Source organism: Sulfurihydrogenibium yellowstonense SS-5 (assembly GCF_000173615.1).
In the GTDB taxonomy this organism is placed as follows: domain Bacteria; phylum Aquificota; class Aquificia; order Aquificales; family Hydrogenothermaceae; genus Sulfurihydrogenibium; species Sulfurihydrogenibium yellowstonense.
Genome location: NZ_ABZS01000015.1, coordinates 1 through 14,281, shown reverse-complemented (window position 1 = coordinate 14,281; position 14,281 = coordinate 1). Strand labels below are relative to the sequence as shown.

General features: G+C 32.3%; 14 protein-coding genes. 3 read left to right on the top strand and 11 right to left on the bottom strand.

The genetic code is table 11. The features are described 5' to 3' along the window. Window positions 1–26 precede the first annotated feature (26 nt). The 5 genes from SULYE_RS01210 to SULYE_RS01190 all read right to left on the bottom strand — a co-directional run bounded on the left by SULYE_RS01210 (window position 27) and on the right by SULYE_RS01190 (window position 5,921). Window positions 27–560: a DUF445 family protein gene (locus tag SULYE_RS01210; protein ID WP_007545686.1), complete on the bottom strand. Its 534-nt coding sequence runs from the start codon at window positions 558–560 to the stop codon at window positions 27–29. A gap of 307 nt (window positions 561–867) precedes the next feature. Continuing rightward, entirely contained in the window at window positions 868–3,663 is a 2,796-nt protein-coding gene (gene secA / locus SULYE_RS01205) for a preprotein translocase subunit SecA (RefSeq protein ID WP_007545685.1), read from the bottom strand. Window positions 3,664–3,875: 212 nt separating this feature from the next. Beyond that, window positions 3,876–4,367 (bottom strand): signal peptidase II, encoded by a 492-nt coding sequence (lspA, locus tag SULYE_RS01200; RefSeq protein WP_007545684.1) that lies wholly within the window; start codon window positions 4,365–4,367, stop codon window positions 3,876–3,878. Window positions 4,368–4,371: 4 nt separating this feature from the next. Beyond that, window positions 4,372–4,806: a TraR/DksA family transcriptional regulator gene (locus SULYE_RS01195; RefSeq protein WP_007545683.1), complete on the bottom strand. Its 435-nt coding sequence runs from the start codon at window positions 4,804–4,806 to the stop codon at window positions 4,372–4,374. A 53-nt stretch (window positions 4,807–4,859) separates the two neighbouring features. Next, entirely contained in the window at window positions 4,860–5,921 is a 1,062-nt protein-coding gene (locus SULYE_RS01190) for a flagellar brake protein (RefSeq protein ID WP_007545682.1), read from the bottom strand. Window positions 5,922–5,965: 44 nt separating this feature from the next. Here SULYE_RS01190 and alr point away from each other — a divergent pair, with 44 nt between their 5' ends. The 3 genes from alr to SULYE_RS01175 are packed head-to-tail and all read left to right on the top strand — an operon-like array spanning window position 5,966 to window position 8,603. After that, window positions 5,966–7,066: an alanine racemase gene (gene alr / locus SULYE_RS01185; protein ID WP_343122139.1), complete on the top strand. Its 1,101-nt coding sequence runs from the start codon at window positions 5,966–5,968 to the stop codon at window positions 7,064–7,066. After that, complete coding sequence (locus tag SULYE_RS01180) at window positions 7,060–8,415, top strand: sigma-54-dependent transcriptional regulator (protein WP_007545679.1); 1,356 nt, start codon at window positions 7,060–7,062, stop codon at window positions 8,413–8,415. The genes alr and SULYE_RS01180 overlap by 7 nt, the downstream gene beginning before the upstream one ends. 2 nt (window positions 8,416–8,417) lie before the next feature. Next, window positions 8,418–8,603 (top strand): tautomerase family protein, encoded by a 186-nt coding sequence (locus SULYE_RS01175; protein WP_007545677.1) that lies wholly within the window; start codon window positions 8,418–8,420, stop codon window positions 8,601–8,603. 568 nt (window positions 8,604–9,171) lie between these two features. On the opposite strand, the gene SULYE_RS01170 is transcribed toward SULYE_RS01175, so the two are convergent. From SULYE_RS01170 to lptA, 6 genes are read right to left on the bottom strand one after another with little or no spacing between them, the layout of a single operon-like run. Next, a complete protein-coding gene (locus SULYE_RS01170) occupies window positions 9,172–9,762 on the bottom strand; it encodes an anthranilate synthase component II (protein WP_007545675.1) in 591 nt (196 codons plus the stop codon). Beyond that, entirely contained in the window at window positions 9,759–10,757 is a 999-nt protein-coding gene (gap, locus tag SULYE_RS01165; protein WP_007545673.1) for a type I glyceraldehyde-3-phosphate dehydrogenase, read from the bottom strand. Before gap ends, SULYE_RS01170 begins: the two co-directional genes overlap by 4 nt. A gap of 32 nt (window positions 10,758–10,789) precedes the next feature. Further along, complete coding sequence (locus tag SULYE_RS01160) at window positions 10,790–12,100, bottom strand: UDP-N-acetylmuramoyl-tripeptide--D-alanyl-D-alanine ligase (protein ID WP_007545672.1); 1,311 nt, start codon at window positions 12,098–12,100, stop codon at window positions 10,790–10,792. Next, entirely contained in the window at window positions 12,100–12,711 is a 612-nt protein-coding gene (locus SULYE_RS01155; protein ID WP_007545669.1) for a class I SAM-dependent DNA methyltransferase, read from the bottom strand. Before SULYE_RS01155 ends, SULYE_RS01160 begins: the two co-directional genes overlap by 1 nt. Then, entirely contained in the window at window positions 12,708–13,628 is a 921-nt protein-coding gene (locus SULYE_RS01150) for an ExeA family protein (RefSeq protein ID WP_007545667.1), read from the bottom strand. Before SULYE_RS01150 ends, SULYE_RS01155 begins: the two co-directional genes overlap by 4 nt. 3 nt (window positions 13,629–13,631) lie before the next feature. Next, window positions 13,632–14,168, bottom strand: coding sequence for a lipopolysaccharide transport periplasmic protein LptA (gene lptA, locus SULYE_RS01145; protein ID WP_156784742.1), 537 nt, complete (start codon window positions 14,166–14,168; stop codon window positions 13,632–13,634). Between the last annotated feature and the right edge of the window lie 113 nt (window positions 14,169–14,281).

Genomic DNA, 14,281 nt, shown 5'->3' with positions numbered 1-14,281 from the left:
ATTTCCTCCATCATCTTTAATCTTTTTTAAAAGCTCGTCAACTTATGCTTTCTAAATTTTTTGTCTAAATACTTAGCTAAAAACTTTTCTGCAAAATCATAAAAAGCGGTCTTTACAAAAGCTCCCAATGGAAGTTCTTTAAACTCTTCAAGATAATCTTTTTTTTCTTTTATTTTTCTCTCAATTACAGACTTTAAAAAATCAACAACTTTCTTTTTTGTTTCTGGATTTTCTATTTTTGAGATTATATCTACATCAAATCTAATGTTACTGAGTTCTTTTTCTATTACTTCTTTGCTCAATAAAAAGTTGGCTACAAAATCAATAACTTTGTTTTCAATGCTTTTTCTTTTTCTTAAAATTATATTTGTGTGTGGTCCAAGCTTGTAGAATAGTCCATAGATGGCATAAGAATCTGCAATAAATCCAACAAAAGAAGCCTCAAGTCCAAACTTTAATATTTTCAAGATGGCAATTTCAGGATATTTACTGCTTAAATAGATAACTCCAACCAAAACGAAAAACAAAATTAAAAAAGTAATATTTAACTTTTTCTCCATTTTATTTGATGGTAGTAAATAAGAGGTTAGGAAATAGGTTTTTCATTTACTCACTCCCAATCTATCGTGTTTTAAAATTTTAACATCGAAAGATGAGTTCCTTCGGCCTCAGGATGACAAAGTACGACCCAATGGTGTCATTCTGAGCGTCAGCGAAGAATCTCCGCCTTTTACCTCTCACTTATTCACTTACTCACTTTCTCACCTTTTTTAAAGAGGAGATCCTTCGGACCAAAGTCCTCAAGATGACAAGAAAATGTGAACTTTACAAAAATTTTTATAGCACTCTCACTCCTCACTTTCTCACCTACTTATTCTTTCTTCTTTCCATTCTGTTTTTATACTTTATTACTTTCTTTTTCTTCTCTTCTGGCTGAATGTTTGTCTCTGCTTTTTTGAGTATTTTCTCAGCTTCTTTTTCTTTTTTAGCTCTCTCTTCTTCTATCTCTTCTTCAGATTGAACTTGGAGTTTGTATAAGTATTCAAGTGTGTTGTATTTTAGTTTAAACATCATATCTTCAAACAGGTCGAATGCTTCTTTTTTGTATTCAACCAGTGGGTCTCTTTGTGCATAACCTCTTAAATATACGCTTTCTCTTAGTCTGTCTAAGTTGTGTAAATGTTCTTTCCAAAGGTTATCTAATACTTGAAGAGTCATGTATCTTTCAAACTCTCTCATTAAAGAGCTGCCAAGTTTTTCTTCTTTTTGACTATAAAACTCTTCAAGTTGTTTTAGTATGTATTCTTCTAATTCTTTTCTGTCCCATTCTTTGTCTGTTGGAATATCTATATCTACCCCAAGCCATTCTTTAAATGTTTTCTTTAGCTCTTCTAAATCCCATTTCTCTTGATATTCTTCAGCCGGTGCGTATTTATCTGAAAAGTATAAAACTATATCAGTTAGCCAAAGTTTTATTTCATCTTTTAAGTTTATTCCTTCCAAGATATCTCTTCTTAGAGAGTATATTACTTGACGTTGTTTGTTCATTACATCGTCAAACTCTAAAAGCCTTTTTCTTATTTGGAAGTTTTGACCTTCTACTCTTTTTTGTGCGTTTTCTATTGCTTTTGATACCATCGTACTTTCTATTGGTTCGTTTTCCGGTATTTTTAGTCTATCCATCAATGCAATCAATCTATCTCCGCCAAAAAGTCTTAGCAGATCATCTTCAAGAGATAGGAAAAATCTTGAACTTCCTGGGTCTCCTTGTCTTCCCGCTCTACCTCTAAGCTGGTTGTCTATTCTTCTGCTTTCATGTCTTTCTGTTCCTATTACAGCAAGACCGCCAAGCTCTATAACCTTTTGCTTTTCTTCTAACGTAATTCTTTGTGCTTCTTTTAAAGCTTCGCTGTACTGCTCTTCTGTTGCAGTTTCTGGAGTTAACCCTTTTTTCTTCAAAATTTCTTTTGCCAAAAAGTCTGGGTTTCCACCAAGTAAAATATCTGTTCCTCTACCTGCCATGTTTGTAGATATTGTTACAGCTCCTAATCTTCCAGCCTGTGCTATAATTTCTGCTTCTCTTTCGTGATTTTTTGCGTTTAATACGTTATGCGGAATGCCCTTCTTTTTCAAAAGTCCTGATAAAAATTCAGAAGTTTCTACAGAAACAGTTCCGACAAGAACAGGTCTTCCTTGTTTATGTAGTCTTTCTATCTCTTCAACTACTTGATTGAATTTTTCTTTTTTGGTTTTATATACAAGGTCAGGATAGTCAATTCTTTTTACAGGTTTGTTTGTTGGTATTACAAGCACATCAAGGTTGTAAATCTCTTTAAACTCCAAGGCTTCTGTTTCTGCGGTACCTGTCATACCGGCAAGTTTTTTATACATTCTAAAATAGTTTTGGAATGTAATAGATGCCAAGGTTTGGTTTTCTGCTTGGATTTTTACACCTTCTTTTGCTTCGATTGCTTGATGTAATCCATCAGACCATCTTCTGCCGGGCATAAGTCTACCGGTAAACTCGTCAACGATTATAACCTCTCCATCTTTTACAACATAATCCCTGTCTCTATGATAAAGATAGTTGGCTCTTAAAGACTGATTTATTGCGTGCAGGATTTCTATATTTTTTGGGTCATACAGGTTTTCAAGGTTAAAATATTTCTCTGCTTTTTCTACGCCTTTTTCTGTTAAAACTGCGTTTTTGTTTTTTTCATCTACGATAAAATCTTCATCTTTTGTAAGCGTTTTAACAAAATTATCTGTATCGTAATAGATAGAAACATCTTCACCGGATGGTCCGGAAATGATAAGCGGAGTTCTTGCTTCGTCTATTAAAATAGAGTCTACTTCGTCTATGATTGCGTAGTGATGCCCTTTTATTTGCACCATTTGGTCTTTTGAAAAGACCATATTGTCTCTAAGATAATCAAATCCAAACTCATTATTTGTTCCGTATGTAATATCTGCTTCGTAGGCTGACCTTCTGTCTGAATCTACAGCAACAGTGAAATAATCTTTTTTTGCTTCTACATCATACTTTTCTGGCGGTAAAAGCTCTCCAAAAAATCCTTTTTCCCAAACTCTTCTATCAAGCTCTACTGCTTTTTTGAATTTTTCTTCATCAGCCCACTGGATAAGATAAGAAGCACTGTTTGTATTTATTACTCCAACAGATAAGCCAAGGAATTTATAGATAGAACCCATTTGAGTTGCATCTCTCTTTGCAAGATAATCGTTAACCGTTACAAGATGAACACCTTTTCCGGTAAGAGCATTAAGATATATTGCGATTGCTGCAACAAGCGTTTTACCTTCACCGGTTTTCATTTCTGCAATCATTCCTTTATGTAAAGCCAAGGCACCGATAAGCTGAACATCAAAAGGTCTAAGACCAAGAGTCCTTTTTGCTGCTTCTCTGGCAATAGCAAAGGCTAAAGGGAGCTCTTCAATGATTTCTCCTTCTGTAATTGCCTCAGAAAGGTGTGGATTACCTCTAATTTTTTCTTTTAATTTATTACTTTCTTCAATAAGCTCTTTATTACTTAAAGCATCAAGCTCGGGCTCTAACTTGTTTATCTTGTTTACGATTTCTCTTAATCTTTTGATTTCTCTTTCGTTTTTAGTTCCAAAGATTTTTTTAACTAAGTATCCTATCAATTTTAAAACCTCTTTAAGTTATTCTAATATTCTTATTATATATTATACATGCCAGATGAGAAATTGGGTAAAAGTAAGAGATTCTTCGCTTCGCTCAGAATGACATCATTCGGAAATTTCTCGTCATCTCGAGAACTTTAGTCCGAAGGATCACTTTTTTTTTTAAAATTCCATGAAAATTCCTAATTTCTCATCCAAGGTATTAGATATTTCTAATTCGTAATTTTTCTTTTCTTCCAAAAAAGCTCATACCCAATAAATAAAGCTATTCCTATCGTAATAGAGGCATCTGCTACATTGAACGCCGGCCAATGATGGTCGTTTATATAAAAATCTAAAAAATCCCTTACCTGACCCAACATAAACCTATCATAAAGATTTCCAACAGACCCACCGCAGATTAAAGCTAAACTTATGACCTCTAAATTAGATAGCTTTGCATTTGACTTAAAAACATATCCAGCAGTGATAACTGCAGCAATGATTGAAGAGCCTACAAGTATTAATTTTCTTATAGTCTCCGGAGCTTGGGCTAACATTCCAAAAGCAGCGCCTTTATTCCAAACCAAAACCAAATTAAAAAGTCCGGGTATAACCTCAATCGTCTTATCAGCTAAATACTTTTCTGCTAAGCTTTTAGTGAATAAATCCAAAACAATAATAACAAAAGAAATGCCTAAAAACATTAAAACTTTCTTATTCATTTAATTACTCAGAAGGTACAGCTTTGCTTTCTTCTTCCTCTCCACCAAGAGCAGGAGGTATAATGTTGTATAACATCTCTTCTTCGTTCTTTTGTTGGAAAGCTCTAACGATTTCTTCATTTTGACTACAATCAATACAGAGTCTTACCCATGGAATCGCTTCAAGTCTTTTTTCTCCAATAACTGCACCGCACTCTTCGCATATTCCATACGTTCCGTTTTCTATTTTTCTTAAAGCTAAGTCTATTAAAAATAATGTTTCTCTGTCTGCTTGGTTTAATCTATAAAACGTTTCTCTGCTAAGCTCTTCTGTTACGTTATCCGCATCATCACCAACGCCGGTCTTTTCATTTAAATCATTTTTTGATGCTTCTTCCATAGATTTTAATATCTGCTCTCTTTTTTCTAAAAGTTGTTTTTTTATTTTTTCTAAATCCATTCAAAAAACCTCCTTTAAAATAAGTCAATATAATATGAAAAAAATATATTATTTCAAGATTGTTTTTTGTATAAGCTCAACATTTTTTGTTGCTCTTTTCTTACATAGCTAAATATATCCCTTTGGACACTTTCTTTAATTTCTTTAAATTTAATGCCGTAACAAATAATTTTTTGCTTTTCGTAAATATTTACAACATCGCCTGTCAACTGAAAATCTTTTTCCTCTAGTGTAAATGTTAATATAATTTCATCCCCAATTCTTAGGTTTAATGTATTTTTTTCTTCTATGCTTACGCAAAATCTTGCACCAGATGGGCTTATATCAAGAATTCTACCAATATACCACTTTATGATTTCTTTATCATCTTCCCTTATTTTTTTACCTAACACAGCTTCTATATCCGTATCTACCCTTGGATATTCTCTTCTTTGAGTTCTTAAAATTTCAAATGTATGCGGAATTTTTAATATAACGGTTCCACTTTCTTTCAAGATATCCTCTATTTGCACTTCAACGACATAAGCACCATCCGATTTTCTTGTAAAAGATATTTTTACCCTATCCCCAACATTTAAATTCGGTATATTCTTATCTGTTATAGCCCAGTACATATATAATTCATCTTTGTCATATAAGACAACATTAAAACTTCTTCCATCTTCTAATTTAATCCTTCCTCCTTGGAAAAGGTCAATATCTTTTGTAACAGTAATTGGAACAAAAGATGGTACGACATCAAATCCAAGCTTTTCTCTCATATCTTTGATTAAATTTTCATTAAAATTTGGATTATCCTTTATATAAAGGTCAACAACTTTCTCAAATGGTGATTTAAACTCTAAAGCTAAAAATGGGTCTCTACCCATCTTTTTAGAATAATCCCAAAGAATAGATACTTGCTCATCGCTTAACTCTTTCTCTTTAGCATATTTTACAAATTCTGAATATTGGTATTTCGCTTTAAGTTTTTTACTTAAATTGTTTAAAAACAAAACAGCGAGAATAATGATTAAAATTAAAAAAAGTAAAAAAACTATTGCATTTATATCAACACCGGATAATTTTTCTATGGCTTTCTGATAACCTTCCACAACTGGTTTTTTCTCTGGCATTTTTAACCCATCCCTTCATTTTATTCTAAGTTTTTTGTTAAACTATAATATCACAATTTTATGGAGGGTTTAAAATTAGCTTTTATAGAAGTTTTGCTGAAATAAATTTAGAAAATTTAAAGCATAATGTAAAAAATTTATACTCTTTTTCAAAGAAAAAAATTTTTGCAGTTGTAAAAGCGGATGCATACGGTCATAACGCGGTTTTAGTGTCCAAATACCTACAAGAATTGGATTTTATAGAATATTTTTGTGTTGCTACTCCTTTAGAAGGGAAAGAATTAAGAGAAAATGGAATTTTTAAAAATATTCTTATTCTTGGTGGGGTTTTAAAAGAAGAGACTGAGATTTTAAATCAGTACAACTTAATTCCCGTGATTTCGGACTTTAACCAGTTAGAAGTTGCAAGAAAGCTTAAAAATAGAAAAATACATCTAAAATTTGATACCGGAATGAGAAGGCTTGGGTTTTATTTAGAGAATGTGGAAAAAATAAAACCACTTTTAAAAGAGTTTGAGATAGAGGGAGTATTAACCCATCTATCAAGTGCTGATACTGATAGAGAGTATACAATAAATCAGATTAAAGAGTTTAAAGAGATTTTAAATCTTCTTGATGTTAAGCCAAAATACATACACGTTCAAAACTCAGCCGGTGTTGTTTATGAGTGTGATTTTTGCAATGTTATAAGGGTTGGTCTTGCTATGTATGGAGAAAAACCTTTTGAAGATTATCCGATAGAGCTGAAACAAGTGATGAGCGTAAAATCTAAAATTATTTCTATTAAAGATGTAAAAACAGGTGATAGAGTTTCTTATAATGGAAGCTTTGTAGCCAAAAAACCTATGAAGGTTGCCATAGTACCATTTGGTTACGCAGATGGTCTTCCAAGAAGTTTATCCAACAGATGGTTTTTTTTAGTAAACGGTAAAGAAGCTCCAATTCTTGGTAAAATAACGATGGATATGACAATAGTTGATGTTTCTGAAATTGAGAATATAAATATTGGCGATGAGGTTGTGATAATTGGAGAAAGTGGCGATAAAAGAATAACCTTTGGAGATATTGCTAACATTGTAGGAACCATTTCGTATGAAATCATGTGCGGAATTTCAAAAAGGGTTGTAAGGTGCGAAAAATGTTAAATATTTTGGTTGTGGATGATGAAAAAAATATCCAAAGTTTGATTAAAGATATTCTCAGCGACGAAGGTCATTCTGTAAGCGTTGCCGGAAGTCTGACATCTGCAAAGGATTTAATAAAAAAAGAAGTTTTTGATTTGATATTTTTAGATGTGTGGCTACCTGATGGAGATGGTATATCTTTGATTTCTTTTATAAAAGAGCATCAGCCAAACAGCTTTATAGTTATGATCTCCGGTCATGCAAACATACCTATAGCCGTTCAAGCAATAAAGGAAGGTGCTTTCGACTTTTTAGAAAAACCACTATCTACAGACACGATATTTGCAGCAATAGAAAAAATAGAAAAAGAAATAAAATTGAGACAAAGTCTTTGGTATTATAAAGAAAAAGAAGAAAGTCAGATTGAAATCATCGGAAATAGTGAAAAGATAGTTCAATTGAAAAAACAGATAGAAAAAGTAGCAAAAACAAATGCATGGGTAATGATTCTTGGAGAAAACGGAACCGGTAAAGAACTTGTAGCAAAATCTATTCATTATCAATCTAGCAGAAAAGATTATCCATTTGTAGATATAAACTGTGCTGCAATACCTGACGAGCTTTTTGAGGCTGAATTTTTTGGATACGAAAAAGGAGCGTTTACTAATGCTTTTACTAGAAAGATAGGAAAGTTGGAGCTTGCAGATAAAGGAACGTTATTTTTAGATGAAGTGGCAGACATGAGCCTACCTGCCCAAGCGAAGCTTTTAAGAGTCTTAGAAGAAAAAGAATTTTCAAGACTGGGAAGTAATACGAAAATAAAGGTCGATTTAAGAGTAATCTCAGCAACAAACAAAGATATACAAAAAGAGGTAGAAAAAGGCACTTTCAGACAGGATTTAGCTTTTAGGCTATCAGTAATTCCATTAACCGTACCACCACTGAGAGAAAGAGGAGAAGATATAATCTTACTTGCAGAGTACTTTATAAAGAAATTTTCGATAGAAAATAAAGTAGAACCACCAATACTAACTGATGAAGTAAAAATAACTTTTTTAAACTATTCTTGGCCCGGAAATGTAAGAGAACTGAAAAATCTAATGGAAAGAATTGTTATTTTTAACAGTGGTGATTATGTTTATAACAAAGACCTACCACCAAACATGTTTGGTAAAACTACTGCCCATGAAGAAAAAAGCATTCCAATCACAATAAGACCTTTGAAAGATGCAAAAGAAGAGCTTGAAAGAGAGATGATTAAAAAAGCCTTGGAAGTATACAATAAAAATTTAAAAGAAGTTGCAAAGGCTCTTGATATTGATTTATCGTCTTTGTATAGAAAAATAAAACAGTATCAGCTGGAGGATTAAAAATGCCATACGTTGAAGTTAAGGTAGCCGGAAAGCTAACAAAAGAACAGAAAGAAAAAATCGCAGAAGGTATTACAAAAGTATTAGAAGAGGTTGCGAACAAGCCGCCACAATCTACTTATATAGTAATTACAGAAGTAGATAGAGAAAACTGGGCAAAGGGTGGAAAATTATTGTCTGATTTGTAGGTTAGAATGAGATTCTTCGCTGACTTTCGGAATAACACTATTGCATAATACTTGTATTCTGGAACTGTAAGCTGAAGGATTTTCTCTTTAAAAGATGGGAAAGTAAGTAGAGGTAATTCACGAATTGTCAATACAATAATGAGACTGTTCCAAAATTTTTGTAAGCTTACCTTTACGTGTCATCCTTAGGACGTAAGTCAGAAGGATCTCTTTTTTAATTTTTTGACTTAAGAAGAAAAAATATGAGATTCTTCGCTTCGCTCAGAATGACGATATGGATTTTTGGAACAGTCTCTCCTGAGGACTTAAGTCTAAAGGATCTTTTCTTTTGATTTTTTGATTTGAAAAGAAAAAAAGAGATTCTTTGCCGGCTGCAGAATGACATTATTATTTTTTGTCATCTAACAGCAAAGTGAAGCAACTTTTTTAAAAAAGTGAGAAAGTTATATTGAGGCTGTTCTTGAACCAATTGTACTATGATACTTCAATAATAGATTATAGTAGCGTTTCGTTTTAATTAAAAGTGTGAAGAAAGATACAAAATTCCCTTTAACGTTTGCAAGGTACCTTATTTAAATACAGCCTCTTTTTTACTTATTTTTAAAAAGTTTTCAAGAAGTTTATGACCGTATTCTGTCAATATAGACTCTGGATGAAACTGAACGCCCCATATTGGATATTTTTTATGTTCTATTGCCATTATTTCACCATCATCAGACCGTGCAGTTATCTCTATATCCTCCGGCAGGGTCGATTCATCAATGACTAAGGAATGATATCTTACAGCATTAAAAGGGTTTGGTATTCCTTCAAACAAGCCTTTTTCATTATGATAGATTTTTGATGTTTTGCCATGCATTAAGCATTTAGCTTTCACTATCTTAGCCCCGAAAGCCTGCCCAATCGATTGATGTCCTAAGCAAACACCAAGAATAGGATAGATTCCTTTAAAGTTCTTTATAACATCAACAGAGATCCCCGCCTCTGTTGGAGTGCAGGGACCGGGTGATATTACAATCGCATCAATTCCTTCCATATTTTTAATATCTTCAATCGTTATCTCATCATTTCTTTTAACTACGACTTCTTGTCCAAGGTCATAGAAATATTGGACAATGTTATATGTAAATGAGTCGTAGTTATCTATCATCAATATCATTGTTTGCTGCCTATAAACAATACAAGGTCTTTTAATCTTGTAGAATATCCATATTCGTTATCATACCAAGATGCAACATGAACAAGATTTCCACCGATCACTTGTGTTAGTAATGAGTCAAAAATAGAAGATGCTGGATTTCTAATAATATCAGATGATACTACTGGGTCTTCGCAGTATGCAAGAATTCCTTTCATTTCACCTTCTGCGTATTTTTTCATCGCAGCGTTAACTTCTTCTACAGTTGTTTCTTTTTCTACTACTACCGTTAAATCTATTAAAGAACCATCAGCAACAGGAACTCTTCTTGCTGTACCGTCTAATTTTCCTTTAACTTCTGGGATAACTTCTCCAAGAGCTTTTGCTGCCCCTGTTGTTGTTGGAACAATATTCACTGCTGCTGCTCTTGCTCTTCTTAAATCTTTATGTGGCAAGTCTAATATTCTTTGGTCGTTTGTGTATGCATGAGTTGTTACCATATAGCCATACTTTATACCAAACTCTTTTTGCAATACTTTTACTACCGGTGCAAGTGCGTTTGTTGTACAAGATGCATTTGAAATAATGTTGTGATTTGCCGGGTCATAAGCCTCTTGGTTAACTCCGAGAACTATTGTAATGTCTGGATTTTTAGCCGGTGCAGAAATAATAACCTTTTTAGCTCCTGCTTCAAGATGCTTTTGTGCATCTTCTCTTTTTGTAAACAAACCTGTCGATTCTATGACTATGTCAACGTTTAAATCTTTCCATGGAAGTTGTGCAGGGTCTTTTATAGCTGTTACTTTTATCTCTTTTCCGTTTACAATAATAGAGTCTTCTGTAGCTTTTATGTCAGCATCGTATATTCCATGAACTGAGTCGTATTTTAAAAGATGTGCCAATGTTTTAGTATCTGTAATGTCGTTGATAGCTACAATTTCAATACCTTCAACGCCGTTTGCAATTCTAAAAAAGTTTCTTCCAATTCTTCCAAACCCATTAATAGCTACTCTCATAAATATTCCTCCTTGATTTTTTTTTTCAAAATCTATTTTAACATAACTCTAAGCTTTAAAATCACGTCTTCCATTTTCATACCACGAGAACCTTTAACCAAAACAACCGGTTGAAAATCAGAAAATTTCAAAATATCCTCTGCTATGTCATCTTTGTTATCAAAATGTTTAACCCTTGACTTATCATCAATCTCTTCAAAAACATACTTTGTTTCATTACCATAAAGCATTATATAATCAATATAAGAAGCATTTAAAAGCTTTCCAACCTCTCTATGAAGCTCCTGAGAATACTCTCCAAGCTCAAGCATATCTCCCAAAACAAAAATTTTAAAGCCTTCCATGCTGTTTAAAATTTCAATTGCGTTTTTTACAGATAAAGGATTTGCATTGTAAGAGTCATCAATGATTGTAAAATTACCAATCTTTATGATTTCTCCTCTTTGGGAAGAAGATTTAAAATCTTTTAAAACTTCAAGGTTTTTTATTGGGTCATAACCAAGATGGTACAGAACACCGGCAACCGCTCCAATATTTTTAAATACGCCAATATTATAAACCGGTATTTTAAGCTCTATTTTATCATTTTTATATTTAATAATTCCAACTGTCCCATCCTTGACAATCTTTATATCTTTTATCTCAATATCTCCATCTTCCCCGTATGTTATCGGATTTTTTGGATTATAGAATTTTTTTAATTCAGATGGTAGCACCGAATAATTTCCGCAGTTGAATATTTCTCCTTTTCCTTTTATAACGTTTTCAAAAGAACCAAACTTTTCAACATGTCCATGCCCTACAGACACTAAAACACTAATGTCTTGATTTACTATCTTGCCAAGGTAATCAATATCTCCTACCTTTCCTGCCCCCATTTCAATGATTGCAAAATCCGTGCTTTCTGGAATGTTGGCAAGAGTTAAAGGAACGCCGATTTCGTTGTTATAATTTCCCTGGGTTGCGTAGGTGCTTGCAAGATTAGATAATACAAAATTCATAAGTTCTTTTGTTGATGTTTTTCCACTTGTCCCAGTGATGCCAATGACTACTCTAACCTGATTTCTTTTATGTTTTCCAACCTCTACCAATGCTTGATAGGTATCTTTAACTAAGATTCCGTTTTTAAAATTTAAAGGCTTTTCAGAAAAATAGCCAACCGCTCCTTTTTCTATTGCATCTTCTATGTATTGATGACCATCTGCATTTTGACCTTTAAGCGGTATGAAAAAATCCCCTTCTTTTACTCTTCTACTGTCGATCTCAAATCTGTTTATTTTTTTATTTTTTACAAGATTTAAAAACTCGCCATTTACAATCTTTTTAAGCTGAACTAAATCCATTACTTTCTTCCTACCACTAAAAAAATTGGATAATCTCTTTCTGTGTTCTCTTTTTGTTTTTTAACTATATGTGCTATTTCAGATTTGATTTCTTTAAATCCGGCTTCTTTAAGTTTGTTTTCCATTTCTTGTATCTCAAACCCAAAATGTTCAACCCCTTCATTGTCATCATGAAAGCTACCATCTTCTTTAACAAGGTCAGCGATTGCAATATAACCACCTTCATTTAGATAATTGTAAAGAATTTTTAATATCTGACTTACATCCTTTATATGATGAAAAACCATAGAGCTAACAATTAAGTCGTACTTTTCTGGCAGTTTATCTGTATAAATGTCTAAATTAAGACATTTCATATTTTTAATTTGATTTTCTTTAATTTTTTTATCAAAAACCTCTATCATTCCTTTTGATGTATCAATTCCTGTAATCTCTCCCACATAAGGCTGTAAGAAAAAGGACAATAATCCGGTTCCACATCCAAAGTCTAAGACTTTCATGTTTTGATTTAATGGAACCAGCTCTTTTATTTTTTCAGCTACATTTTTTGCTATATTCACTCTTGTAGGTTTTTCATCCCATGTTAACGCTGCCATATCAAATCTATTCATATTTTAAATCCTCCGGTTTGAAATAAAATATATACTAAAGCTATTATAATGCCTAAGGATAGGATAAAAATCAATAGATAATGATAAAAGCTAACATCTGACTCTGACTCTTCGTTTGAAAGTGATTTTGTAGCCGAATTTATATGTATAGGTTTAATTTCTAAGCTGCTGTCTAAAAAAGCAATCATTAAAGCTTTGGACATTATTACATTAATCAATCTTGGAATACCTTTTGAATGGTTATAAACTAATTCATAAACTTCCGGGTCAATTTTTATTTTTTCTCCCCCTGCCAATCGTAATCTATGGCTTATGTATTTTTCTACTTCTTTTGGACTTAATCGTTCTAAAAACATTTTATTTGTAATTCTATCATTTAGTTGTTTAAGCTCCGGTAGTTTCAACTTTTCTTCCAGCTCTGGCTGACCAACTAAGATGATCTGAATTAATTTTTCTTTTTCTGTCTCTAAATTAGAAAGTAATCTTAACTCTTCTAAAGTTTCTACCGGCATAAGCTGTGCTTCATCTATTATGATTAATGTTTTTATGCCTTTTGATATATTTTTTAAAAGAAAAATCTTTAAAATCTTTAGAATTTCATTTTTGGATATATCTTTGTCATAAGGTAGCATAAACTCATCTAATAATGTTTTTAAAAACTCCTCCGGTGCTAAATTTGGATTTAAAATTAATGCGGATATATAATTTTCCGGTAATTCGGATAGAAATTTTCTCAAAATGGTGGTTTTTCCTGTTCCGGGTTCTCCTATAATAACACAAAAACCTTCTCCGTTTTCAACAACGTATTTTAATAAATTTTTGGCAGTTCTATGAGTTAAAGATTCGTAGAAAAAACTTGGGTCGGGTGTTATTTTGAATGGGTCTTCTTTTAAGCCAAAAAAATCTAAATAGCTCATCTACTATTGTTTTTCCTTTGGAAAGATTATACTTCTCACTCTCTTAGTTTTTGATGTTGCTATAGCCTTTTCCTCATCTATGTAATAGTAAATTTCATCACCTTCTACAACGTTTTTATCTTGATGAACTTCTGCATCCTTTCTAAGAATTATTAAATTTTTGTCTTTATAGTATTCTGCTTCTTTACCTTTACCCCATTTGTTTTCTTGCTCAAAATAAACATTACCGGTAGCTATTATTTTGGAGACATCGCCTTTATCGTCTAAAAATATTTTCATCATATCTGCATTTAATTTAATATTTCCCTTTATAGCTTCAACTTTTCCTGTGTATATAGCTATTTTATCTTTGTTAAAGTATTCTAATTTATCCGCTGTTATTACCACCGGCTCTTTTTTATTCGTTTCCTTTTTTTCTTGACTGTATGCAGTCAACACAAAACATAAAATAATAAAAAGTGCTATTTTATAAATACGGCTGGCGAAGGATTCAAAAAAAGCAGAAGATTCTTTGTTAATTGAAAAATTTATATTACGCATCTTCTCCTCTCACTGTTGTCTTAACATTTTGTAATCTTATGTTTTCTTCTTCAAAATTAAAAAACAGATTTATTCCTATGGTTTGCATTTTTTCAGAAATAATATAATTTGAC

Bases quoted from the DNA above. Each gene is read 5' to 3' on its own strand.
- SULYE_RS01210 (WP_007545686.1), bottom strand. From the start codon at position 560: ATGGAGAAAAAGTTAAATATTACTTTTTTAATTTTGTTTTTCGTTTTG.
- lspA (WP_007545684.1), bottom strand. From the start codon at position 4,367: ATGAATAAGAAAGTTTTAATGTTTTTAGGCATTTCTTTTGTTATTATT.
- SULYE_RS01195 (WP_007545683.1), bottom strand. From the start codon at position 4,806: ATGGATTTAGAAAAAATAAAAAAACAACTTTTAGAAAAAAGAGAGCAG.
- SULYE_RS01190 (WP_007545682.1), bottom strand. From the start codon at position 5,921: ATGCCAGAGAAAAAACCAGTTGTGGAAGGTTATCAGAAAGCCATAGAA.
- SULYE_RS01180 (WP_007545679.1), top strand. From the start codon at position 7,060: ATGTTAAATATTTTGGTTGTGGATGATGAAAAAAATATCCAAAGTTTG.
- SULYE_RS01175 (WP_007545677.1), top strand. From the start codon at position 8,418: ATGCCATACGTTGAAGTTAAGGTAGCCGGAAAGCTAACAAAAGAACAG.
- SULYE_RS01170 (WP_007545675.1), bottom strand. From the start codon at position 9,762: ATGATATTGATGATAGATAACTACGACTCATTTACATATAACATTGTC.
- gap (WP_007545673.1), bottom strand. From the start codon at position 10,757: ATGAGAGTAGCTATTAATGGGTTTGGAAGAATTGGAAGAAACTTTTTT.
- SULYE_RS01160 (WP_007545672.1), bottom strand. From the start codon at position 12,100: ATGGATTTAGTTCAGCTTAAAAAGATTGTAAATGGCGAGTTTTTAAAT.
- SULYE_RS01155 (WP_007545669.1), bottom strand. From the start codon at position 12,711: ATGAATAGATTTGATATGGCAGCGTTAACATGGGATGAAAAACCTACA.
- SULYE_RS01150 (WP_007545667.1), bottom strand. From the start codon at position 13,628: ATGAGCTATTTAGATTTTTTTGGCTTAAAAGAAGACCCATTCAAAATA.
- lptA (WP_156784742.1), bottom strand. From the start codon at position 14,168: ATGCGTAATATAAATTTTTCAATTAACAAAGAATCTTCTGCTTTTTTT.